The organism is Streptomyces sp. Tu6071 (genome assembly GCF_000213055.1).
Lineage (GTDB): Bacteria > Actinomycetota > Actinomycetes > Streptomycetales > Streptomycetaceae > Streptomyces > Streptomyces evansiae.
The window spans coordinates 4,350,902-4,374,854 of the sequence record NZ_CM001165.1 but is presented as its reverse complement, the minus strand read 5'-3'; the positions used below and the strand labels follow the sequence as shown (position 1 = coordinate 4,374,854).

Below are 23,953 nucleotides of genomic sequence, written 5' to 3'. Positions count from 1 at the left end.
GAGCACGGGGCCGACTCGGCCACGCCCGCGCGCGCAGCGGCCCGCGCCCGGCCCCGCTCCCGCTCCCGCTCCCGCCCGCACCGTGGTCCGCGCCGGCCGCCCCCCGTAAGCCGTCCCACCGCCCGTAAGCCGTCCCCCGTCCCGGAGGTCGCTTCCGTAGCCTGGTCCGCGTGACCGACCGTCGTACCCGCCGTCTCCGCCGCGTCGCCGTCCTCGTGCTCGAAGGCGCCAAGCCGCTCGACGTCGGCATCCCCGCGCAGGTCTTCTCGACCCGCGCGAGCATGCCCTACGAGGTACGCGTGTGCGGTGCCGCGCCCGGGCTCGTGACCGGCGGGGACGGACTTTCCTACGGCGTCGCGCACGGCCTTGAGGCGCTGGAGTGGGCCGAGACCGTCTTCCTGCCCGGCTACCGCTATCCCGACCGCGAGGACCCGCCCGCCGAGGTCGTCGACGCCTTGCGCGCCGCGCACGCGCGCGGCGCCCGGCTCGCCGCGATCTCCACGGGCGCCTTCGCGCTCGCCGCGACCGGCCTGCTCGAAGGGCGCCGCGCCACGACGCACTGGCACTACACGCGCGCCCTCGCCGAACGCCACCCGGGCGTGCGCGTCGACGAGAACGTCCTCTTCGTCGACGAGGGCACCGTGCTCACGTCGGCGGGCGCCGCCTCCGGCATCGACCTGTGCCTGCACATCCTGCGCCGGGATCTCGGCGTCGCCGCCTCGCACCACACCGCGCGCCGCCTCGTCGCGGCGCCGTACCGCAGCGGCGGGCAGGCGCAGTACGTGCCGCGCGCCGTCCCCGAACCGCTCGGCGAACGCTTCGCCGCGACCCGCGAGTGGGCCCTGCGCCACCTCGGCGAACCGCTGGGCCTCGACGTCCTCGCGCGGCACGCCGCCGTCTCGGCCCGCACCTTCTCGCGCCGCTTCGCCGACGACACCGGATACACGCCCATGGAGTGGGTGACGCGCGCGCGGATCGACGCGGCGCGCGAACTCCTGGAGCGCTCGGAGCGGGGCGTCGAACAGATCGCCGTCGAGGTCGGGCTCGGCACGGGCGCGAATCTGCGCCTGCACTTCCAGCGGGTCCTCGGCACGAGTCCGAGCGAGTACCGGCGCACGTTCTCACGAGGGGAACGAGGCGAACACGGCGAACAGGCCGGACACGGCGGGCTCAGCGAACAGGCCGGACACGGCGGACCGGGCGGACACGGCGGACCGGGCGAACACGGCGAACCGCGCGGCTGAATCGCCCCGCGCGCCAAGCCCTCCTGCCGGACCCCCGTGCCAAGCCACCCGCGCCGGTCCTCCCCGCGCGGAGCCCCGCGCCCCCGGCGTCCCGAGCCGCCTGGCGTGATCCTTGCGGACCCTGGCGCTTCCGCCTCGGCCACCGTCCGGCGTGCGGCGCGAGTCTGGTGGTGAAGGCAAGAGCCGCAGCGCACCACGCCAGGAAGGGCCCCCACCATGACCCGTATCGCCATCAACGGATTCGGCCGCATCGGCCGCAACGTCCTCCGCGCCCTCGTCGAGCGCGACAGCAAGCTGGAGGTCGTCGCGATCAACGACCTCGGCGGCCCCGAGACACTCGGGCGGCTGCTGCGGTACGACACGACGGCGGGGCGTTTCGGGCGGCCCGTGAGCGTCGACGGGGACACCCTCGTCGTGGACGGGCGCCGGATCAAGGTGCTCGCCGAGCGCGAGCCCGCCCGGCTGCCGTGGGGGGAGCTCGGCGTGGAACTCGTCCTGGAGGCGACCGGTCGGTTCACCTCCGCCGACGCCGCGCGCGCCCACCTCGACGCGGGGGCGCGCAAGGTGCTCGTGGGCGCGCCGTCCGCCGGAGCGGACGTGACGCTCGCGTACGGCGTCAACACCGAGGCGTACGACTCCGAGAACCACCACATCGTCTCGAACGCCTCCTGCACGACGAACGCCCTCGCCCCGCTCGCCTCCGTCCTGCACGGACTCGCGGGCATCGAGCACGGCTTCATGACGACCGTGCACGCCTACACGCAGGAGCAGAACCTCCAGGACGGCCCGCACCGCGACCCCCGCCGCGCCCGCGCCGCCGCCGTCAACATCGTGCCGACCACGACCGGGGCGGCGAAGGCCATCGGCCTCGTGCTCCCGGAGCTGGACGGCAAGCTCTCGGGCGACTCGATCCGCGTGCCCGTCCCGGTCGGCTCGATCGTCGAGCTGAACACGACCGTGGCGCGCGAGGTGACCCGCGACGAGGTACTCGCCGCGTACCGCGAGGCCGCCGCCGGACGGCTCGCGGGCGTCCTTGAGTACTCCGATGACCCGCTCGTCTCCGCCGACATCGTCGGCGACCCCGCCTCCTCGGTCTTCGACGCCGCCCTCACCCGCGTCGACGGCAAGCACGTCAAGGTCGTGGCCTGGTACGACAACGAGTGGGGCTTCTCGAACCGCGTCGTGGACACGCTGGGGCTGCTGGCCGGCTGAGGGCGCGGCCGAGGGCCAGTACGGCCGTCTAAAACGCCCGTATGGATCTGTACATACGTCTGTACAGATCCATACGGGCGTTCATCCGTGTCTGTGCGGTCGTCCAGGAAGGCCGGGAAGGTCAGGACGATCCGTACGGCCGTACACATACGGCGGCGCGGAGCAGGAGCACGCCACCGCCGTCCACCGGCCGGGCCGTCCTCACGCCACCGCCGCCAGCTCCTTCGCGCGCTCGCCCTCGCGGGGCACGAAGCGCAGGCGCGGGTGGCCGCGGTTCCAGCCGAACTCCATGCGCAGGCCGCCGATACGGGCCAGGACGAGGCCGACCGCGACGGCGGCGAGCGCCGTGATCGCGCCACCGGTCGCGAAGCCGACGCGGGCGCCGTAGGTGTCCGTGAGCCAGCCGAAGAGCGGCCCGCCCACGGGCGTACCGCCGGTGAAGACCATCATGTAGAGGCTCATCACCCGGCCGCGCATCTCCGGTTCGGCGGCCATCTGGACGGTCTGGTTGGCGGTCGTGTTGGACGTCAGGCCGCACATGCCGATCGGCACGAGCAGCGCGGCGAAGACCCAGTACGAGGGCACTGCGGAGGCGACGATCTCCAGGACACCGAAGGCGATCGCGGCCCCGACGAGGAGCCGCAGCCTGGTGCGCGCGCGGCGCGCGGCGAGCAGCGCCCCGGCGAGCGAGCCGACCGCCATGAGGATGTTGAAGACCGCGTACGTGCCCGCGCCCGCGTCGAAGACGTCGTCGGCGAAGGCCGAGAGCCAGACGGGGAAGTTGAAGCCGAAGGTGCCGACGAAGAAGACGAGGACGATCGGCCAGATCAGCTCGGGTCGCTTCGCGACGTAGTGCAGTCCCTCGCGGAGCTGGCCCTTGCCGCGCGGGGTGCGGTGGCTCTCGTGCAGCTCGCCCGAGCGCATGAGGAGCAGGCCGACGATCGGCGCGATGAAGGAGAGGCCGTTGAGGAGGAAGGCGTACCCGCTGCCGACCGCGGTGATGAGCGCGCCGCCGACGGCGGGGCCCACGAGGCGGGCGGACTGGAAGTTCGCGGCGTTGAGCGAGACCGCGTTGCGCATCATCCCCGGGCCGACCATCTCGGAGACGAAGGTCTGCCGGGCCGGGTTGTCGACGACCGTGACGAGGCCGAGGACGAAGGCGGTGAGGTAGACGTGCCAGACCTGGACGTTGTCGCTGAGCGTCAGCACGGCGAGCGCGAGCCCGGTGAGGCCCATGACGGCCTGCGTGACGAGCAGCGTCTGCCGCTTCGGCAGCCGGTCGACGAGCACGCCGCCGTACAGGCCGAAGAGCAGCATCGGGAGGAACTGGAGCGCGGTCGTGATGCCCACGGCGGCCGAGGAGCCGGTGAGGCTGAGGACCAGCCAGTCCTGGGCGATGCGCTGCATCCAGGTGCCGATGTTGGAGACGACCTGGCCGGTGAAGAAGAGCCGGTAGTTGCGGATGCGCAGCGAGCTGAACATCGACGTGCGGCGCGGGGGCTCGGGATCGGCCGGGGACTGGGGAGTGGCGGCGTGCGCGTGCGCGTTCGTGGGAGGCTTTCCGAGCGTGGGGTGCGTGGGAGTGCGCGCGTCGGACGCGGTACCGGCCCCGGACGCGGCGGTGGCGTCGGAGGTCGTACGGGCGTCGGTCGCGGTACGGGCGTCGGGGCGCCCGGTGGCGGGCTCTTCGGCGGGGACCGGGATCTCGTCCGGGTCCTCCTGGGCGGCGTCCGCTTCGAGTGCCTGGCGCTCCGCCGTGCGGCGGGCGGGGTCCTCGGCGGAGCCGGGAGCGGGGCGGGCGGTGGAGTCGTGGTGGTCAGGTGCGGGGGCGGAGTCTGCTCCGGGTCCCGTACTCAAAGGGTTTCGCCTTCCTTTCGCTCACGGGTGCGCGAGCCTCTCGCTCACAGGTGTGCGAGCTTCTCCAGCACCGGGGCGGCTGCCCGGAGCTTCTCCCACTCGTCCTCGTCGAGTTCGGCGGCGAGCTGGGCCAGCCACACGTTCCGCTTGCGCCGGCTCTCGGCGAGCATCGTCTCGGCCCGCTCGGTGGGGCTGACGACCTTCTGCCGCCGGTCCTCCGGGTGCGGTTCGAGCCGGACGAGGCCCTTCGCCTCCAGGAGTGCCACGATCCGCGTCATCGACGGCGGCTGCACGTGCTCCTTGCGCGCCAGCTCGCCGGGGGTCGCGGAACCGCACCGGGCGAGGGTGCCGAGCACCGACATCTCCGTGGGGCTCAGCGACTCGTCGACACGCTGGTGCTTGATGCGGCGGGAGAGCCGCATCACGGAGGAACGGAGTGCGCTGACGGCAGCGGCGTCCTCACCCTGACTGAGGTCAAGCATGGTAGTTAGCGTAACTCATTACTCTGACTAAAGACACTGCACGGAGCCTGCCCCGGCATGACCTGCCCCACACCCGCCCGCCACCTCCCGGACACTCGCACGCAAGACCGCACTCACCCGTACGATTGAGTCGCGGCCGGAAAATATCGATCCGCCCCCCGGTGCGGTGATTCTGAGCGTATGGGGACCGATGTGCTCAGCCTGCGGATCGACGGCGAACTGCTCGACCGGATGCGCGCGCATGCCGCGCGCCGCGGCATGACCGTGCAGGACTACGTGATCAGGACACTCGTGCGGGAGGACTTCGACGAGCGCTTCAAGGTCGCGGTGGAGAAGACGGAGAAGTTCTACGGGTGAGGGGCGGCGGCGCGCGGACCGGGGAAGTGCGCGGAGCGGGCTGAGCCCCGGAGAACGAGCGACCCCCCGGCGCGCGAACCGTGCGCCGGGGGGTCGGTCTCCTCACCGGTTTCCTACGTGAGCTGGAGCGCCGGCATCAGGTAGTAGAAGGCGAACACCGCCGACACGATGTACATCGCGACCGGCACCTCGCGCCACCGGCCGACGACGATCCGCAGCACGGTGAAGGTGATGAAGCCGATCCCGATGCCGTTCGTGATCGAGTAGGTGAACGGCATCATCACCATGGTGAGGAACGCCGGGATGGCGATCGTGAAATCGGTCCAGTCGATCTTCGTGATCGATCCCGACAGGATCAGGAAGCCGACCGCGACGAGCGCCGGTGTCGCCGCCTGCGAGGGCACCATCGTGGCGACCGGGGTCAGGAAGAGCGCGAGGACGAAGAGCCCGCCGGTCACGAGGTTCGAGAAGCCGGTCCGCGCGCCCTCGCCGACACCCGCCGTGGACTCGACGAAGCACGTCGTCGCCGAGGAGGACGAGGCGCCACCGGCGGCGACGGCGATGCCGTCGACGAAGAGGATCTTGTTCATGCCCGGCATGGAGCCGTCGGCGCGGGTGAGGTGCGCCTCGTCGCCGACGCCCATGATCGTGCCCATCGCGTCGAAGAAGCACGAGAGCAGCACGGTGAAGACGAACAGGACGCCGGTGAGGATGCCGACGTGCTGGAAGCCGCCGAAGAGGCTCACGTTGCCGATCAGCCCGAAGTCCGGCGTCGAGACGGGGTTGCCCGGCCACTTCGGCTCGGTCAGGCCCCAGGCGCCCGGCTTGATGTCGGCGACCGCGTTGATGAGCACGGCGACGACGGTCATGGCGACGATGCTGATGAGGATCGCGCCCGAGACCTTGCGGACGAGCAGGGCCACGGTGAGCAGCACACCGAGGACGAAGACGAGCACGGGCCAGCCGTTGAGGTGGCCGTCACCGCCGAGCTGGAGCGGGACCGTGGTCTGGGCGACGTCCGGGATGCGGGAGACGAAGCCCGAGTCGACGAGCCCGACCAGGAGCACGAAGAGACCGATACCGATCGAGATGCCCTTGCGCAGCCCGTTGGGGACCGCGCTCATGACGCGTTCGCGCAAGCCGGTCGCGACGAGCAGCATCACGACGAGACCGGCGAGGACCACCATGCCCATGGCGTCCGGCCACGTCATACGGGGCGCGAGCTGGAGCGCGACGACCGTGTTGACGCCGAGGCCCGCCGCGAGCGCGATCGGGACGTTGCCGATGACGCCCATGAGGAGCGTCGTGAAGGCGGCGGTGACGGCCGTCGCGGTGACGAGCTGGCCGTTGTCGAGGTGGTGACCGTTCATGTCCTTGGCACTGCCGAGGATGATCGGGTTCAGCACGACGATGTACGCCATCGCGAAGAAGGTGGCGAAGCCACCCCGGATCTCACGACCGAAGTTCGAGCCGCGCTCGGAGATCTTGAAGAAACGGTCCACGGCGTTCCGGGGCGGGGCCCCGGACGGTCCTCCGGGCGCGGAGTCCTGGGCGATTGCCGAGGTGGGCATGGGGAAACCTCTGGTCAGGAGAGCGAAAGCAACGGGGACGACGGGTGGGACGCGTGAGCTTCCGGTCGCTCTCCGTCGAGCAATTCGGTCGCTTTGTCGATTCTTACGAAAGAACTCAGCCACACCCGAGCGGGTTCAGTATGAAGACATGAACGCGAAATAGCTATCTCCGCGCGTAGAACGCAAGTCGGACTGAGACGGCGTGTCGCGTGGATCAAGAGGTGACCTCGGGATATGGACGCGCCGGAGTCGCCCGGGGACCGCCCGCGTCCGCCGCGTAAGCTGGGCCCCATGGAGAAGTGGACGCCGCGGCACGAGGCACCGGAACCGCTCGAAGGCCCGGTCGTGGCCACGATCGCGATCGGTACGGGGATCTGGTTCCTGCTCTTCCTCGTCCAGCTCCCGTTCTACGGCTGGTTCGACGACCACGGTCACCTGTGGTGGCTGTGGACGTGCGCGGCCGGGGCGGGTCTCGGCCTCTTCGGCACGTGGTACGTACGCCGCCGCGACGAGGCGATCAAGCGCCACGCGGCGGAGCGACAGGGGGCCTGACGGGCACGGCACGGACGCCTCCCCACCACCCCACCAGCGCTCGCCGCCACCGGTCCGCCGCACCCGCGACGTGGGGCCCTCACGCGCGGGCGGCCCTCACGGCTCGCGGGTGAAGTGCTTCCGCGCGACCGCCGCGTTGTACTTGCGGAACATCTCGCCGAGCAGGCGCAGATCCTCCTCGTCCCAGCCCGCGAGGAGGTCGGCGAAGCCTTCCTGGCGGCGCAGGCGTTCCTCCGCGGCCAGGCGGCGGCCCGTTTCGGTGGGGGTGATGAGGCTGCGGCGGCGGTCGGCGGGGTCGGGGGTCGTGGTCGCGAAGCCCTTGCGGCGCAGGGCGGCGACCTGGCGGCCGGCCGTCGAGGGGTTGAGGCCGAGCATCGTGGCGAGGGCGTTGATGTCGGGGGGTTCGGGCGCGGCGCCGAGCGTGCGGAGCATGAGGTATTCGGCGCGGTCCATCTCGCTGTGCGTCCGCGACCTGCGGTGGAGCAGTTCGAAGTTGCGGTTGAGGAAGGCGGTCTGCCGCTCGATCCGGTCGATGAGGTCCTCGCGGGGCGGCTCGGCCCCGTCCGGCTGGCGCTCGACGGTCATCCTGCTGGCACTCCCCGTAAGGAATATCGGTACGATACTTGTTATTATATGTAACGTACAGGCTCTGGGTTCTCGTCACCGCGACCCGCCCGGGGCCCTCCTTCCCCGAGCGACAAGGACCAGATGGCAGAGGGCATACGCTCCGAAGCACCGCACGCCGCCCCCGCGGCCCCGCACCCCACGACCTCCCCCGCGGCACCGCCTCCCGCCGCGCCGCGGACCCCGGCCCCCGGCACCCCCGCGGGTCGCGCCCCCGCACCGCGCACCTCCGCGCTCCGCACCGCCGCCCACGGCATCCGCGACTTCCACCTCGGCTCCGACCCCGGCCTCGGACGGCTCAGGTCGGCCCTCGTCGCGGGCCTCGCGATGGCCGGGGCGCTCGGCATCGAGTACCTCTACGCGAGGCTCGGCGGCGCCGCTCCCCAGGACATGATCGTCTACATGATCATCGGCACGGTGGTCGCGATGCTGGGCTCGAACGCCCTCGCCGGGCCCTCGCCCGCGGCGAACCTGCGGATCGCCGTGTTCTTCCCCGTCGCGCTCTTCGCCGGGCTCCTGCCCGGCATCGCCGTCGCCGAGCACGAAGTGCCGATGCTGGCGGGTTTCGTCGTCGTGATGTTCGCCGCCGTGTACGTGCGCCGCTTCGGTCTCGCCTACTTCTTCTACGGCTTCATGGGCTGGATGGGCTACTTCTTCGCGGCCTTCCTCCACCCCCGGCTGTCCCAGCTTCCCGGACTGCTCGTCGCCGTACTCCTCGCCACCGCCTGGGTCACGGCCCTGTGCCTCGCCCTCCTGCGCAACCGCGCGGGCAACGCGCTGCGCCACGCGCGCGCCGCCTTCGGCGCCCGTGCCCGCGCCGTCGCCCGCACCGCCGCGGCGCTCCTCGCCGCCGAGTCGCCGCGCCGCCGCGAGCGCCTGCGCCGCGAGCTCCACGCCCGCCAGCTCGGCCTCGCCGAGACCGCGCTCCTCATCGAGGGCTGGTCCACCGAGCCGGGCGCGCTGCCCGAGGGCTGGTCGGCGCGCGCGCTGCGCCGCCGCCTCCTGGAGGCACAGCTCGCCGTCGAGGCGCTCGCGCACGCCGCCGACACGCTCGCGCGGCAGCCGTACGAGCCCGAGGGGCCGCGCGCCGCCGCGCACGCCATCGCGCAGGCCCTCGGCCGCCAGCGCTACACCCAGGCGAGCCGCCTCGCCCGTGCGCTCCTGGAGTCGCGCCGCTCCGACGCGCCGGGCGCCGTACGGGGCGCGCTGCCCGCCGCGCGACAGCTCGCCGCCGCGGCGGCGACGTACACCGGGCTCGCCGGCCGCGTGCCCGCGCCGGGTGCGCCGGCGCCCGCCGACACCGGCTTCGAACCGGCCGTCGCGCTGAGCCTCGGCAACCTGCCGGGCTCGCCGTCCGTCGCCAAGGACGTGCACGCGCGCGGACGTGGCTGGAATCCGCTGCGCGGGGTGCCGCTCTCGACGCGGCAGGCGTTCCAGGCCGCGTGCGCGGGCGGACTCGCCATCGTCGTCGGCAAGGCGATCTCCGAGCAGCGGTACTACTGGGCCGTCATCGCCGCGTTCGTCGCCTTCACCGGGACGGCGACGCGCTCCGAGACCGTCATCAAGGCCGGTCACCGCGTCCTCGGCACGCTCCTCGGCATCATCGCGGGCATCGGGCTCGCGCACCTCACCACCGGGCACAGCCTGCTCGCGCTGACGCTCATCGTCGTGAGCATGAGCGTGGGCTTCTACCTGGTGAAGGTCTCGTACGCCTACATGATCTTCTTCGTGACGATCATGGTGGCGCAGATGTACACGCTGCTCCACGAGTTCTCGGCGGAGCTTCTGCTGCTGCGCCTGGAGGAGACGGCGGCGGGGGCGCTCGTCGGCATCCTCGTCAGCCTCTTGTTCCTTCCGACCAGCACGCGCGACACCGTGAACTCGGCGCGGGCGGAGCTGTTCGGGGCGCTCACCGAGCTGCTCGAAGGGGTGGCGCTGCGCTTCGAGGGCGCGGCGGTGGAGGACGCCGACCCGGACGCGCTCGCCCGCGAGGTGGACCACCGGCTGCGCGCGCTCGCGCTCGTCGCGCGCCCGCTGACGCGGCCCCTGGTGTGGCGCAACAACCCCTCGTACCTGCGCGAGCGGCTGCGCGTCTACGCGGCGGCGGCGCGCAGGGCGCGCGTCCTCGTGCCCCTCGCGAGCGCCGCGACGTCCACGGCGACGCCTACGCCGCTGCGCGCCCACCTCGCCGCGGCGGCCCGCGCCCTGGCGGCGGCGACCCGCGACCTGACGAGCCACCCGGACCGCGCCCTCGTCGCGACGGACGAGGTCCGCACCTCGCTCGCCGCGGCCCGCACGTCCCTCCGGGCGGCGGAGGAGGCGGCCCGCGCCGAGAGCGCGAGGGCCCCGCGCGCCCTCCTCCCCCTGCACCACCTGTGCGACCTCCTCGACGACCTGGCCACGGCCCCGCTGCTCCAGCGCGGCGGGCCGGGGCCCGTGGTGACGGTGCGGGGGACGGTGAACGGCGCGCCGACCGCGGAAGCGGCGGTGACGGGTGACCCGAGGGCGAGCACGCCGGTGGTGAGCGTCGAGGCGCCCGGCCTGACGGAGCGGCAGGGCTGAGCGGGTCCGCGGACCGCACCGGGTCCGCGGTCCGCGTCTCCCCCTCAAGCCCTACTGCGGAGGATGGACCCGCGTCCCCGGGGTCTCCCCCCACAGACGGAAATCTTGCGCGTCACGCAGGTTTTCACCCTTCCCGACAGGTGGCGGGCCTGATCAGCGCATACGGTCGGTTCCATGACGGATGGGGTGAAGGCCGACGAAGGGCCTGGGGGCGGGGTGGGGGCCGGTGACGGGGCCGCCGCCGGGCTGAGTGCTGCCGAGGTCGCGGAGCGGGTGCGGCGGGGGGAGGTCAACGACGTCCCCGTGCGCAGTTCGCGGTCGCTCAGGGAGATCGTGCGGGCGAACGTCTTCACGCGCTTCAACGCGATCATCGGGGTGCTGTGGCTGGTCATGCTCGCCGTGGCGCCCTTCCAGGACAGCCTCTTCGGGTACGTGATCGTCGCCAACACCGCGATCGGCATCTTCCAGGAGTGGCGTGCCAAGCGGACGCTCGACTCGCTCGCCGTGATCAGCGAGGCGAAGCCGACCGTGCGCAGGGACGGGCGCTCGCGCGAGGTCTCCGCGAGTGAGCTGGTGCTCGGGGACCTCGTCGAGATCGGGCCCGGGGACAAGATCCCGGTCGACGGCGAGGTCGCCGAGGCCGAGAGCCTGGAGATCGACGAATCGCTGCTCACGGGCGAGGCCGACCCCGTCGTCAAGCGGCCCGGGGACCAGGTGATGTCGGGGAGCTTCGTCGTCGCGGGCGGCGGGGCCTTCACCGCGACGAAGGTGGGGCGCGAGGCGTACGCGGCGCGGCTCGCCGAGGAGGCTTCGCGGTTCACGCTCGTCAGTTCCGAGCTGCGCTCCGGCATCTCCACGATCCTCAAGTACGTCACCTGGGCGATGGTGCCGACGGCGATCGGGCTCGTCATCAGTCAGCTCGTCGTCAAGGAGAACAGCTTCAAGGACGCCGTGGCCCGCACGGTCGGCGGCATCGTGCCGATGGTCCCCGAGGGGCTCGTGCTGCTCACGTCCGTCGCCTTCGCGATCGGCGTGATCCGGCTCGGGCGCAAGCAGTGCCTCGTGCAGGAGCTGCCCGCGATCGAGGGGCTCGCGCGGGTCGACACGGTGTGCCTCGACAAGACGGGGACGCTCACCGAGGGCGGCATGGACGTCTCCCGGCTCACCCCGCTCGGGCACTGCGACGAGAAGCGGGCCGCGACGGTGCTCGGCGCCCTCGGCGCCTCCGACCCGCGCCCCAACGCGAGCCTCCAGGCCGTCATCGACGCGTACCCGGACACGAGCGGCTGGCGGGTCGAGCAGGCGCAGCCGTTCTCCTCGGCGCGCAAGTACTCGGGCGCCTCGTTCGCCGGGCAGGGCGGCTGGCTGCTCGGCGCCCCCGACATCCTGCTGCCCGCCGGGCATCCGGCGCTCGCGGAGACCGAGGAGCTGAACCGGCAGGGCCTGCGGGTGCTGCTCCTCGCGAAGGCCCGCGAGGGCGCGGCGCTCGACGCGCCCGACGCCGCCGAGGGCGCCGATCCCGCCGCGCTCGTCGTCCTCGAACAGCGGCTGCGCCCGGACGCGGCCGAGACGCTGAAGTACTTCGAGGAGCAGCACGTCGCGGCGAAGGTCATCTCGGGCGACAACGCGGTCGCGGTCGGCGCCGTCGCGGCGAAGCTGGGGCTGCCGGGGGCGGACAGCGCGGTGGACGCGCGCGAGCTGCCGAAGGACCGGGCGGAGCTGGCCTCGGCGATCGAGGAGCACACCGTCTTCGGGCGCGTGACGCCGCAGCAGAAGCGCGAGATGGTCGCCGCGCTCCAGTCGCGCGGGCACACGGTCGCGATGACGGGCGACGGCGTCAACGACGTCCTCGCGCTCAAGGACGCGGAGATCGGCGTCTCGATGGGCTCGGGCTCGGAGGCGACGCGCGCGGTCGCGCAGATCGTGCTGCTCAACAACAGCTTCGCGACGCTCCCCTCGGTCGTCGCCGAGGGCCGCCGTGTCATCGGCAACATCACGCGGGTCGCGACGCTCTTCCTCATCAAGACGGTCTACTCGGTGCTGCTCGCGGTCCTCGTGGTCTGCTCGCAGGTCGAGTACCCGTTCCTGCCCCGGCACCTGACGCTGCTCTCGACGCTCACGATCGGGGTCCCCGCCTTCTTCCTGGCGCTCGCGCCGAACAAGGAACGCGCCCGGCCCCACTTCGTGCGCCGCGTCATGCGGTACGCGATCCCCTGCGGCGTCGTCGCGGGCGCGGCGACGTTCGTCGCGTACCTCATCGCCCGCGCGCACTACTCGGGGCACGGGGCGCTCGACGCGGAGACGAGCGTCGCGACGCTGACGCTGTTCCTCATCTCGCTGTGGGTCCTCGCGATCGTCGCCCGCCCGTACACGTGGTGGCGGGTCCTGCTCGTCGCGGTGATGGGCCTCGCGTTCCTGCTCGTCCTCACGGTGCCGTGGTTGCAGGACTTCTTCGCGCTCAAGCTCGTCGGGACGACGATGCCGTGGACGGGGGTGCTGATCGCGGTGATCGCCTCGGTGGTCCTGGAGTTCGTGTGGCGCTGGGCGGGGCGCCGCTTCCCGAGCGAGCCGGCGGCGCAGACCCCGGCGCGGGCGCGGAGGCTCGCGCGCAGGGGCGGGGCGACACGGGCGGACGAGGAGGAGTAGCGGGTACGGGGGCCGGGGGCCGGGTCGGCACGTCCCCGCGTACCCGGACGGGAAAGGCCCCCGAAGCCGGTACGGGAGAGGGCCCCGTACGCCGGTACGGGGCCCTCCCTGGGCGCGGTGCCGCGCTTACTTCACGTCGACGTAGTCGCCCGCCGCCGAGACGGCCGGGGTCGTGGAGGTGCCGGCGAAGGAGTAGCGGAAGTAGCCGTCCGCCGTGGCCTTCGTGGTCGTCCTGAGGTTGCCCTTGCTGTCCGTCGTGACGGTCTTGAGGGTCTTGTAGGTGCTCGTGCCCTTCTTCTTGAACTGGAGCCTGACGGACTGCTTGGTGTAGCCCGCGTACTTGTCGGTGTCCCAGTTGGCGCGGGTCAGGGCGCCCGTGACGGTGATCGTCTTGTTCTTCCTCACCGGCTCGGGGGCGACGTTGACGGTGAGCTTGGAGGCGCGCTGGAGGGTGGCGGTGGCGGCCTTCTGCTGCTCGACGGTGCTGATCTTCGCGTCGTCGGCCTTGTCCGGGTTCTGGCCGTTCCAGGCGATGCCGCCGAGGAAGAGCTTCCAGCCGGTGCTCGCGTCCGCGTTGGACAGCTTCGATGCGGGGACGGTGATCTTCGTCGTGCAGGAGAGCGAGGTCGAGCTCGGCTCGGCGCAGGAGATGCCGCCGCTCCAGAGGTTCCGCGCGGCGTTGTCGACGTCGGTGCCCCGGTAGAGGCCGACGACCATGTCGACGCTGCCGTCGAAGACGTCCACGTTCTTGCCGTGCTTGGCGGTGAAGGTGACCTTCACGGTGGTCTTGGCCGAGCCCGTGGACACGACGACGGGCTTGCCGCCGTTGACGGTCGCCTTGCCGAAGCTGAGGTCGAGCGCCGGGGGCTTCGTCGCCGCCTGGGCGGCGGGGGCGGCGAGGGCGCCGAGGGCGAGGGAGCCCGCGAGCGCGGCGACGGCCGCGGTGGCACGCATACGCATGTGTTCCCCAGAGGGAGAAGGGTGCCCGCGCCGCGCCGGGTCCGGGGGCGCGCGTACGGGACGCGGCGCGCCGGACGCACGGGGGCGCGGGGCACAAGTGAGCGAGGAGCCTCGTGGCTCGTACGAGGAGACCGCGCACCCCGTGCGGAAGTTGCACCGCCAGGCAGACTTTCCGATCACATTAACTCCACAGGAAGGTCATATGACCTGTGGTCGCCCGCCGTTCAGGCCGCGTGCCGACGCACCTTCAGCGCGTTGTCCCTGCGGTGGTGGGCCTCGCCGTCCGGGGCGTGCTGCACCCGGTCGTGCTCGGCGGCGGTCAGGACGTCCCACTCTCCCTCGGGAAGCCGCAGGCTCTCCAGGACCTCCTGGGGCGAGGGCAGGTGGAGCGCGAGGTGCGGATCGCCCTCCTCGTAGGTCTCCCAGGGCGCGAGGCCCGCGTGCCCGATGACGAGGAGCGTGCCGCCGGGGGCGACGGCCTCGGCGGCACGGCGCAGGATCGCCTCGCGCGGGAAGGAGACGTCGGGCGAGTGCAGGAAGGACGCGGTGACGAGGTCGTACGCGCCCTCGGGGAAGCTCGCGCCGAGGACGTGCTGCTCGAAGCGCGTGCGGTCGGCGACGCCCGCCTCGGCGGCGTGCGCGCGGGCGCGGACGAGGGCGGTCTCGGCGATGTCGGTGCCCGTGACGGTCCAGCCCTGCCGGGCGAGCCACACGACGTCGGCGCCCTCGCCGCAGCCGAGGTCGAGCGCGCGGCCCGGGGGCAGCTCGGCGACCTCGCGGACGAGCGCCGTGTTGGGCTCGCCGCTCCAGATGCGGTCGCTCTCCGCGTACCGCCCCTCCCAGAAGGCGCGCCCGTCGCCGAAGTCCTCGTCGACCGTGTGCTGGGGGTGCCCGCTCATGCCCGTACCTGCCTCTCGCCGTGGGTTCGCGGCCATCGTGCGGGCGGCGGAGGGCGCGCGCCAAACAGTGTTGCCGTTCCGGCAACGGGACGCGCGCCCCGTACGGTCTCAGTCGAACCAGCGGTCCCGGGCCAGCTCCGCCGTCCGCGAGTCGTCCTCCAGGAGCGCCGCGACCTCGAAGCGGCGCGGCCACTGCCCCGCCGCCCAGGCGAGCCCGGCCGCGACGCCCTCCACCGTCGCGGCGTGCACGGTGCCGTCCGGCGTGTGCCGCCAGTCGACCTCGACGCCCCCGGCGGTCAGCTCCTCGTACTCGGTGTACGTGGCGGGCGTGCGGGGCCCGAGGAGCGTGCGGACGGCGGCGGGCACGTCGTGCACGGTGCCTTCGCCCCCGACGGCCGCGGGGACGGCCTCGCTGAGCCTGCCGACCTGGAGGAGTTCGGCGAGCGCGGCGGCGAGGTGCGGCCGGACGGGCAGGAGCGGGCGGTCCCCGGCGAGCGGCAGCAGGTCGGGGGCGTCGGCCACGAACGCCTCGGTGGCGTCCACGACGTACGGGGCGCCGCCGGGCGCGGCGGGGACGGCGCGCAGGTCCTCGGGGAGCGTGACCTCCTCCGGGTCGAGCGTCGCGAGCGCGGAATAGAGGCCGTGGAGCTGGGCCGCGGAGACCTCGCGGGAGGGGTCGGCGAGGCGGTCGAGGAGTTCGGCGGCGCCGCCGGGCTCGTCGAGGAGCGCCGTCGTGGTGGTCCGGACCCCGAGGGCGCGCAGGACCTCGGCGTCCTCGAAGCCGCTCGCGTCGGCCTCCTCGTACAGCCCGGCGAGGAGCGGGTCGCCGCCCGCGGCGAGGAGCCCGGCGGGGCGGCGCCCGTCGAGGACGGGGTGGCCGCGCAGCCACCAGGCGGTGTAGGAGCGGACGGACTCGGTCGTGCCGTCGGGGAGCAGGACGCGGACGGGGGCGGTGAGGGCCTCGCGGAAGGGGGGCCGGGCGAGGAGCGCGAGGGCCTGGGGCCAGCGGTCGTCGGCGACGAGGTCGAGGTCGCGGACGGCGAGGAGTTCCGTGGCGACGGGTGGCACGGGTGTGTCGGGGAAGCGGTCGAGGACGTCCTCGGACCAGACGTCGACGGCGTCGAGGAGTCCGGCGTCGTCGGGCTCGGGCCAGTCGCCCTCGCGGGGCTCCAGCTCGTCGGGGTCGAGGACGGTGTCGTGGGCGCGGACGAGCGCGAAGGAGCCGAGCACGCCGCAGGCGGCGAGGGGCTTCTCGCCCCAGCGCGCGGCGACGTCGGCGTCCACGGCCGCGAGGGCGTCCTCGCGCATGACGGAGGCGAAGGCGCCGCCGGGGAGGACGAGTTCGCAGGCGGGGGCGAGTTCGCCGTCCTCGTCGGGGAGCGCGAGCGCGCCGAGCCACGGCTCGTCACCGGCTTCGAGACCCGCGTCCCGCACGAGCCCGAGGACGAGGTCGGCCAGCTCCTCGGGGTCCGGCAGGCCCTCGGTCTCCAGGCCGCCGTCCCAGGGCTCCTCGTCGAGCGAGGCGGCGACGGCGGCGCGGACCTGCGGCGTCGTGAGGACGGCGCGCGGGGTCGCGGGGAGCGCGCCGAGCTTTTCGAGGAGCGGGTGCGCGGCCTCGGGGTGGGCGACCTTGAGGCCGAGCCGGGCGAGGGCCCCGGCGGCGGGACCGCCGTCCGGGAGCGGCAGGAGGATGTGGCGGGGGCCGAGCGCGGTACGTCCCGAGGCGAGCGGGACGGGGAGCCCGGTGAGGCGGTCGGGGTCGACGCCCGCGAGGGACTCGTACAGGCGGTACCACCAGCCGGGGGCGCGCTCCAGCCCCGCGAGGCGGTCGACGGCCTCGGTGAGCGGGACGCGCGCGATGTCGAGCGTGCGCAGCGCGGGGCTGCTCTCCAGTCCGGCGGGGAGCAGGCTCGGCAGGACCTCGGCGAGCACCTCGACGGTCTCGCGGCCCGCGCCGGAGACGACCTCGGCCTCGACGGGCCGCAGCGCGGTGTAGCTGCCGGGCTCCTCGCCCTCGTGGGGCACGGCGGGCGCGAGGAAGGCGGTACGGGGCAGGAGGGCGAGGATCGCCGCGCGCACGGCGCCGTCGACCTCGGCGCGGCCGAGCGGGCCCGGCACGAGGTCGAGGAGGGCCGGGGTGACGGGCCGCCAGTCCGCGAGGAGTTCCGCGTACGCCTCGGCGGCGCGCGCGACGAGGAAGTCGGTGAGCGGCCCCGGCGCGACGTGGCGGCGGCTCGTGTCGAGCGGGAGCGTCGCGATGAGCAGCGCGGGCACCCCGAGCGGTTCCTCGCTGGGCGTCGGGGCGTGCACGACGGGCACGGTGCGGGGCGCTTCGGGGGCGCCCTCGGCGTCGACGGGGACCGCCCAGGTCACGGCCCACCAGGGGCGCAGGCGCTCCTCGACGGGGCGGCCCGCGAGGAGCGCGGTGTCGAGGGCGCCGCCGTGGCTGACGGTGCGCCAGCGGCGTACGGCGCCGTCGTCCTCGATGACGGTGTACGGGTCCTCGACGCGGCGGCGCAGGAGGCGGGTGCCCTCGGGGGTCTCGACGACGATCTCGGCGAGCCCCGGCAGGGAGAGGAGGAGCGCGTCGTCGATGCCGGTGAGGAGGCGCTCGACGAGGTCCTCGGCGACGGCGTCGCGCAGCGGGAGGACGACGACGGTGTCGTAGCCCTCGGGCGCGGAGCCCTCGGCGGGGAAGGGCAGGCGGAGCAGCGGGACGTGGCCCTCGCGGCGCCGCACCTCCTCGTCGAGCGCGGGCACGCCGAGCGCGGCGACGGCCTCGCGGGCCTCGGTGAGCGACCAGCGCACCCCGCCGGTGCGGCCGAGCACGGCGGGCTCGTCGCTCACCGCGAGGACGGCGGCGAAGCCGACGCCGAAACGGCCGACCGTGCCCGTGCCGTCCTCGCGCTTCGCGGAGGCGCGCAGGGTCGCGAGCGAGGCGACGCCGCTCGCGTCGAGGGGGGCGCCGGAGTTCGCGACGGCGAGGACGGGCGGGTTGTCCCCGGCGCGGTCGCGCAGGGCGATACGGAGCCGGCCGGGCACTCCGGCGCGGGCGGCGGCGTCGGCGGCGTTCTGCGCCAGCTCGACGACGACGCGGTCGCGGTAGCCGCCGAGGGCGAGGTCCTCCTCGGCGTTGGCGTCCTCGCGCAGGCGCGCGGGGGACGCGGACCAGGTGGCGAGGACGGTGTCGCGGAGACGGGCGGTGCCGAAGACATCGTCCGCGGTGGGGGAAGGGCGGGGGGATTCTTCGGCTGTGTGGGTCACGGGCTCACTCCTTGGCGTACGTGTGCCCATGAAGGTAGCCGGGAATCGGGGTGGGCCCGGATGGGGTGGGTGACCTGTGCGGGGGTGCGGCTTTTATCCCCAAACGCCGGACGGGCCGGGTGGGGGTGCGGGCGGTTTCCGAGGTGCGGGCTCGGTGGGGTGGCATGGCCTTCGGCCCCGTGTTCCCGGACGCCGGACGGGCCGACCGGGGGTGCGGCCGGTTCGTGAGTGCCGCCCGGGTGGCCCCGCCCCGGTGGCTCACTCCACCAGGGGTTCCGCGACCTCGTCCAGGCGGAGCGGGGGTGCCTCCGGGGTCTTCGGCATGATCGCCGCCTCCGAGTGGCCGCCGCAGCCGTACGAGAGGGAGACGACGTGGCCGTCCGCCGGGCCGAACTCGTTGGCGCACAGGCCGAAGGACTGGCGCAGGGAGCCCGCGAGCGGGATCAGGAAGGCGCACGTGTGGCAGGGGGCGGGGGCCGCCTGGGCCATCTGGGTGCCCGGACCGTACTGCTCCTCCCAGCGCTCGGCGGCCGTCTCCAGGCCGTAGCGGGAGAGGACGCGGGGGCGGCCGAGGCCCAGCTCGCGGCCGACCTCGGCGATCGAGCCGCGCGAGGGCGCGGCGGGCAGGTCGGCGGGCGGGCCGTCGGTGACCTGGGCGTCCTCGGCGTCGGCGCGCTCGGCCAGCTCGGGGCTCAGGGCGGAGTCCGGCGGCGGGGTGTCGTCGTCGCCGTCGTACAGGCCCGGCTCCAGGCGCGGGTCCCCGGCCTCGGTCGGCAGGAGGTCGCCCGGACCCATGTCGCCCGGCCGCAGGCGCTCGCTCCACGGCAGCCACTCGGGCGCGAGGACCGACTCGGGGCCCGGCAGGAGCACCGTCTCGTCGAGCGTGACGACCTTGGCGCGCGAGGCGCGGGCCACCGTCACGGCCCAGCGCCAGCCCCGGTAGCCGAGGTCCTCGCAGGCGAAGTAGTGGGTGACGACCCGCTCGCCCTCGGCGACGGCGCCGACGTACGCGCCGACGACACCCGGCGCGGCGGTCTCCTCCGCCGCGGCGCGCGCCAGGTCGACCGCCTCGACACACAGGCGGTCAGGGGTGCGGCTTCGCGTTGTCGCTGCGCTCACAGGTATCGCTTCTCTCCTACGCCGTCTCACGAGTGCGCCCGCTCCGGCGGGGCCCGGACACGGTCGGGGGTGCGGACGGAGCGGACCAGGGGACCGCGTCGACGTCCGTACCCGGTCGGTTCGGGTCCCGGGTGCGCCTCCGCCATCCATTCTGAAGGATCGCGAAAGGGCGCGCGGCCAGGAGTAACCGCCGTGGGCGCGCTGTGCACGCTACCCTCTCCGCGCCCCGGGGCCCACACGGACGTCCCCCACTCCCCCGTTCGCGCCCCCTCCGCCACTCCCCGCACACGCCCGGCGACCCGCCGCCGTACGGGTCGTACAGGGCGTCCCGGGCTCGCTCGTACGTCTCCTTCCCGCACAGGAGACGCACTAGGCGGCGCACTTCGGGGCAGGATGACGACGTGACCGCTTCCACGTCGTCGGGTGAGCAGCGTACGGAGCGCGGGGGTCCCCGGCTCCGGCGGACGCGTGCCGCCGGACGGGTCGCCGCGGCGCCCTTCGCCTCGACGGGCCGCCTCGTGCGGCGCGTGACGCACGCGCACGGCGCGGGCGAGTCGGGGCTCGGCAAGCTCATCGAACTGCACGGGGTCAACGGCGCGGGCGACGTGATGATCACGGTCTCGCTCGCCTCGACGGTGTTCTTCGCCGTCCCGACGGACGAGGCCCGCGGGCGCGTCGCGCTCTACCTGGCGATCACGATGGCGCCCTTCACGGTCCTCGCCCCGGTGATCGGCCCGCTCCTGGACCGGCTGCCGCACGGGCGGCGCGCCGCGATGGCGACCTCGATGCTCGCGCGCGCCGTCCTCGCGCTCGTCCTGTCGCACGCGGTGGTGAGCGGGAGCCTGGAGCTGTACCCGGCGGCGCTCGGGGTGCTGGTCGCCTCGAAGGCGTACGGGGTGGTGCGCAGCGCGGTCGTGCCGAGGCTGCTGCCGCCGCGGTTCTCGCTGGTCAAGGCGAACTCGCGGGTCACCCTCGGCGGGCTGCTCGCGACGGGCGCGGCGGCCCCCGTGGGCGCCGGTCTGCAACTGCTCGGGCCGCGGTGGCCGCTGTACGGGGCGTGTGCGCTGTTCGTGCTCGGCGCGTTCCTGTCGTTCCGGCTGCCGCCGAAGGTGGACTCGGCGAAGGGGGAGCGCAGGGCGCGACTGGTCCCGGACGAGCCGCTGCGGCTGGAGCCCGGCGTGCCGGTGCGGCTGGAGAAGGACGAGGGCGCGGGGGAGGTGCGGTACGAGGCCGCGCGGGGTGCCCCGGGAAGTGGGGCCGGGCGGGTGAAGGGGCTGCGGGCCGTCGGCTCGACCGTGCTCCTCGCCCTCGGCGCGAACGCCGCGCTGCGCGGCCTCTCGGGCTTCCTGATCTTCTTCCTCGCCTTCCTGCTCCGCGATCAGCCGCTCGGCGGACGGAGCGCGGCGGTCTCGCTGGGGATGGTCGGCGTCGCGGCCGGGGCGGGGAACGCGCTCGGCACGGCGGTCGGGGCGTGGCTGCGCACGCGTACGCCCGAGCTGATCATCGTGACGGTCGTGGGCGGGGTGCTCGGCGTCGCGGTCGCGGCGGCGTGCCTGTTCGGCCAGTTCTCGGTGGCGCTGCTCACGGCGTGCGCGGGCTTCGCGCAGGCGCTCGCGAAGCTCTCGCTGGACGCGCTCATCCAGCGGGAGGTGCCCGAGCAGGTCCGTACGTCCGCGTTCGCGCGCTCGGAGACGATGCTGCAGATGGCGTGGGTGCTCGGCGGCGCGATCGGCATCGCGCTGCCGCTGAACGGCGTACTGGGCCTCGCCGTCGCCGCGGCGATCGTCGCGACGGGCTGGCTGGGCACGCTGCGGGGCCTGCTGCGCTCCGGCCGGAGCAGGCACGGGGGCGCGCGGGTCGTGTGAAGGCGCCGGGGCCCTGGACGATCCGGGCTCGCGGAGGGCCGCGGCCTCGCGGAGGGCCGGGCTTCGCGGATGCCGTTGCCCGTGAGCCTGTGCCCCGTCCGCGGACGGGCCGCGCGTGTGCCGCCCGGCAGGCGGGTGATCTGTACGGGTTCGGTACGAGGCGTACGGCGACCTCCGCGCGCGGGGCCCGCTCCACCCCGTACCGCCAGGGCTTTCGCGGTCCCCTGACGGCGCGTCGGCGCGCACGGCACGCCGTACCCCCGCGCGGGTGCGCACGGCGGGAGCCATATAGCCTGCCCCCCATGACCTCCCCGCGTTTCCCGGCCAACCGCCGCCGCGCCGTGGCCGCCATCGGCGCCGTGTCCGCCGGTCTCCTCGCCCTGTCGGCCTGCGACAAGCCGACCCCGCTGGCCACCGTGACGATCGGTACGACCTCGGTGAACTCGGAGGCCACCTGCTACGACGACGGGCACGCCCTCGACACCTCGGCGCTCCAGAAGTGCCTCAAGGACACGAGCGACGCCAAGACGGTGAAGGTGGACCCGGACGCGACGGTCCGCTTCGGCGTCGACCCGGCCGTGGCCGACAAGGGCTGGACCTTCCTGCTCAACGGTCAGCAGATCACCGAGAGCAGCAAGAAGACCTACACGACCATCCCGGGCAACGTGTTCTTCAACGAGCAGTACGGCGGCCAGTCCTCGACCGGCACCGTCACGATCGTCGAGGGCGACGGCAAGAAGGCGTACGGCCTGTGGACGTTCAAGGTGAAGAAGGACGACTGAGCCACGTGACGACGAAGGACGACTGAGCCTCCCCATGCGCGTACTCATCGCCACCGCGGTCCCCGCCGAACGGGACGCGGTGGCGCGCGCGTTCCCGGGCCGACCGGTGCCGCGCACGCTGCCCGGCGGTCTCGAACTGCTCGCCGTACCCGATCCGCTGCCGAGCGATCACCTCTTCTTCGACCCGCTGCTCGCGGGCCCGCTGCCCGTCGCGCCGCCGCTCCCCGAGCGCGGCGCCGAGGCACCGGGCGCGGCGCAGGCCGTGCACCTCCTCGCGACGGGCGCGGGCCCCGCGGCAGCCGCGGCGGGCACGGCGGCGGCACTCGCGGTGGCGGCGCTCGACGAGCGCCCCTACGACCTCGTGCTGTCGGCGGGCATCGGCGGCGGTTTCGCTCCGCTCGCGCCGCTCGGGACGCTCGTGGTCGCCGAGGCGATGGTCGCGGCCGACCTCGGGGCGCAGACGGCGGAGGGCTTCGTGCCCGTCACGGACCTCGGCTTCGGGCGCGCCGTGCACCTGCCGCCCGCGGCGCTGCTCCGCGACGTGACGCGCGCGCTGAGCCCGGACGACGCGGCGGACGCCGAGGGCGCGCCCGAACTGCCGCCCGTCGTGGTGGGCGAGGCGCTGACCGTCTCGACCGTGACCGGGACGGCGGAGCGCGCGGCGGAACTGCGGGGACTGCGCCCGCGCGCGGCGAGCGAGGGCATGGAGGGCTTCGCGGTCGCCGAGGCCGCGTACGGGTACGGCATCCCGGCGCTCGAACTGCGCGCGGTCTCGAACCCGGTCGGCCCGCGCGACCGCGAGGCGTGGCGCATCCCGGAGGCGCTCGCGGTCCTGACCTCGGCCTTCGCGGCGCTGGCGCCGGTGCTCCAGGAGGCACGGCGGTACGTATGAGGGACGCCCGCCGCCTCGCGCGCCGCCCGGTGGGTGCACCATGAAGGGGTACGTGACGGGGGCGGACGAGCAGGAGGCGGCGGGATGACGGTGACGGAGACGGGCACGGGCGCGGACGGGACGGCGCCGGGCGGTGGACTGCCGGAGACGCTGCGCATCGCGTTCTCGCCGTGCCCCAACGACACCTTCGTCTTCGACGCGTGGGCGCACGGCCGGGTGCCCGGCGCCGCCGCGCCCGAGGTGACGTTCGCGGACATCGACATCACGAACGGGATCGCGGAGCGCGGCGGAGACGCCTCGCCGGAGGTCCTGAAGGTCTCGTACGCGGTGCTGCCGTGGATCCTCGACGAGTACACGCTGCTGCCCTGCGGCGGGGCCCTCGGTCGCGGCTGCGGGCCGCTCGTGCTGACGCGCGAGGCGGGGCAGGACCTGAGCGGCGCGAAGGTCGCGGTGCCGAGCGAGCGCTCGACGGCGTACCTGCTCTTCCGGCTGTGGGCGGCGGACACGGTGCCCGGCGGGGTCGGCGAGATCGTCGTCCTGCCCTTCGACCAGATCATGCCGGCGGTGCGGGACGGCCGCGTCGACGCCGGGCTCGTGATCCACGAGGCCCGCTTCACGTACCAGAACTACGGGCTCCACAAGGCCGCCGACATGGGCGAGCACTGGGAGTCCACGACGGGCCTGCCGATCCCGCTCGGCGCGATCGTCGCGAAGCGCTCCCTCGGCACCGAGCGCCTGCGCGCACTGGCCGACACGATCCGCACCTCGGTCCGCATGGCCTGGGCCGACCCGGAGGCGTCCCGCCCGTACGTCGCCGCGCACGCGCAGGAGATGGACCCGGCGGTGGCGGAGCAGCACATCGGGCTCTACGTCAACGAGTTCACGGAGGACTTGGGCGAGGACGGGTACGGAGCGGTACGGGGACTGCTCGGGCGCGCGGCGGAACAGGGGCTGGTGCCGGGGGTGGCGGGGGAGTCGCTGGACTTCGGGTGACTTGGGGGACCTCGGGGGGACCTCGGTGAAGGAGGGGCGGTTGGCCGGCTTCGGGTGACGGACGGGGCGGTC

18 protein-coding genes are annotated in these 23,953 nt (G+C 74.0%); 10 read left to right on the top strand and 8 right to left on the bottom strand.

The window, feature by feature from the left end; translation table 11 throughout:
* Positions 1-170: 170 nt before the first annotated feature.
* Both STTU_RS18250 and gap read left to right on the top strand, forming a co-directional pair.
* On the top strand, positions 171-1,244 hold the full coding sequence (locus STTU_RS18250; protein ID WP_007825538.1) for a GlxA family transcriptional regulator: 1,074 nt from the start codon (positions 171-173) through the stop codon (positions 1,242-1,244).
* A gap of 216 nt (positions 1,245-1,460) precedes the next feature.
* Entirely contained in the window at positions 1,461-2,456 is a 996-nt protein-coding gene (gene gap, locus STTU_RS18245) for a type I glyceraldehyde-3-phosphate dehydrogenase (RefSeq protein WP_007825536.1), read from the top strand.
* 201 nt (positions 2,457-2,657) lie between these two features.
* Here gap and STTU_RS18240 read toward each other — a convergent pair whose 3' ends face one another.
* Together STTU_RS18240 and STTU_RS18235 are read right to left on the bottom strand one after the other, a co-directional pair.
* Complete coding sequence (locus STTU_RS18240) at positions 2,658-4,313, bottom strand: MFS transporter (RefSeq protein ID WP_007825534.1); 1,656 nt, start codon at positions 4,311-4,313, stop codon at positions 2,658-2,660.
* A 44-nt stretch (positions 4,314-4,357) separates the two neighbouring features.
* Positions 4,358-4,795, bottom strand: a complete 438-nt coding sequence (locus STTU_RS18235) for a MarR family winged helix-turn-helix transcriptional regulator (RefSeq protein ID WP_007825532.1) — start codon at positions 4,793-4,795, stop codon at positions 4,358-4,360.
* Between the two features lie 180 nt (positions 4,796-4,975).
* On the opposite strand from STTU_RS18235, the gene STTU_RS33245 reads away from it, so the two are divergent.
* A complete protein-coding gene (locus tag STTU_RS33245) occupies positions 4,976-5,152 on the top strand; it encodes a ribbon-helix-helix protein, CopG family (RefSeq protein ID WP_078519003.1) in 177 nt (58 codons plus the stop codon).
* A 113-nt stretch (positions 5,153-5,265) separates the two neighbouring features.
* Here STTU_RS33245 and STTU_RS18230 read toward each other — a convergent pair whose 3' ends face one another.
* Positions 5,266-6,723, bottom strand: coding sequence for an NCS2 family permease (locus STTU_RS18230; RefSeq protein ID WP_043255605.1), 1,458 nt, complete (start codon positions 6,721-6,723; stop codon positions 5,266-5,268).
* Between the two features lie 291 nt (positions 6,724-7,014).
* Here STTU_RS18230 and STTU_RS18225 point away from each other — a divergent pair, with 291 nt between their 5' ends.
* Entirely contained in the window at positions 7,015-7,275 is a 261-nt protein-coding gene (locus STTU_RS18225) for a DUF2530 domain-containing protein (protein WP_007825529.1), read from the top strand.
* Positions 7,276-7,371: 96 nt separating this feature from the next.
* On the opposite strand, the gene STTU_RS18220 is transcribed toward STTU_RS18225, so the two are convergent.
* Positions 7,372-7,860 (bottom strand): MarR family winged helix-turn-helix transcriptional regulator, encoded by a 489-nt coding sequence (locus STTU_RS18220; protein WP_010263286.1) that lies wholly within the window; start codon positions 7,858-7,860, stop codon positions 7,372-7,374.
* Between the two features lie 123 nt (positions 7,861-7,983).
* Here STTU_RS18220 and STTU_RS18215 point away from each other — a divergent pair, with 123 nt between their 5' ends.
* Both STTU_RS18215 and STTU_RS18210 read left to right on the top strand, forming a co-directional pair.
* On the top strand, positions 7,984-10,461 hold the full coding sequence (locus STTU_RS18215; protein ID WP_007825525.1) for an FUSC family protein: 2,478 nt from the start codon (positions 7,984-7,986) through the stop codon (positions 10,459-10,461).
* Between the two features lie 174 nt (positions 10,462-10,635).
* Positions 10,636-13,107, top strand: a complete 2,472-nt coding sequence (locus tag STTU_RS18210) for a cation-translocating P-type ATPase (protein WP_106432154.1) — start codon at positions 10,636-10,638, stop codon at positions 13,105-13,107.
* A 126-nt stretch (positions 13,108-13,233) separates the two neighbouring features.
* Here the strand turns inward: STTU_RS18210 and STTU_RS18205 are convergent, their stop codons facing one another.
* From STTU_RS18205 to STTU_RS18190, 4 genes are all read right to left on the bottom strand, one after another.
* A complete protein-coding gene (locus STTU_RS18205; RefSeq protein ID WP_007825523.1) occupies positions 13,234-14,061 on the bottom strand; it encodes a hypothetical protein in 828 nt (275 codons plus the stop codon).
* 230 nt (positions 14,062-14,291) lie between these two features.
* Positions 14,292-14,966: a class I SAM-dependent methyltransferase gene (locus STTU_RS18200; protein ID WP_043255601.1), complete on the bottom strand. Its 675-nt coding sequence runs from the start codon at positions 14,964-14,966 to the stop codon at positions 14,292-14,294.
* A gap of 108 nt (positions 14,967-15,074) precedes the next feature.
* Positions 15,075-18,260 (bottom strand): sacsin N-terminal ATP-binding-like domain-containing protein, encoded by a 3,186-nt coding sequence (locus tag STTU_RS18195; protein WP_420713556.1) that lies wholly within the window; start codon positions 18,258-18,260, stop codon positions 15,075-15,077.
* 228 nt (positions 18,261-18,488) lie between these two features.
* Entirely contained in the window at positions 18,489-19,349 is an 861-nt protein-coding gene (locus STTU_RS18190) for a DUF3027 domain-containing protein (RefSeq protein WP_007825512.1), read from the bottom strand.
* A 401-nt stretch (positions 19,350-19,750) separates the two neighbouring features.
* On the opposite strand from STTU_RS18190, the gene STTU_RS18185 reads away from it, so the two are divergent.
* The 4 genes from STTU_RS18185 (at position 19,751) to STTU_RS18170 (ending at position 23,881) form a co-directional block, all read left to right on the top strand.
* Positions 19,751-21,214 (top strand): MFS transporter, encoded by a 1,464-nt coding sequence (locus STTU_RS18185; protein WP_007825508.1) that lies wholly within the window; start codon positions 19,751-19,753, stop codon positions 21,212-21,214.
* A 302-nt stretch (positions 21,215-21,516) separates the two neighbouring features.
* Positions 21,517-21,996 carry a hypothetical protein gene (locus tag STTU_RS18180; RefSeq protein WP_007825503.1) on the top strand — a complete coding sequence of 160 codons (480 nt, stop codon included), beginning with the start codon at positions 21,517-21,519 and terminating at the stop codon, positions 21,994-21,996.
* Positions 21,997-22,030: 34 nt separating this feature from the next.
* The gene (locus STTU_RS18175; protein ID WP_007825501.1) at positions 22,031-22,888 is read left to right on the top strand and encodes a futalosine hydrolase; all 858 of its coding nucleotides are present in this window, start codon (positions 22,031-22,033) and stop codon (positions 22,886-22,888) included.
* An 84-nt stretch (positions 22,889-22,972) separates the two neighbouring features.
* Complete coding sequence (locus tag STTU_RS18170; RefSeq protein ID WP_043255598.1) at positions 22,973-23,881, top strand: 1,4-dihydroxy-6-naphthoate synthase; 909 nt, start codon at positions 22,973-22,975, stop codon at positions 23,879-23,881.
* The last annotated feature ends 72 nt before the right edge of the window (positions 23,882-23,953 follow it).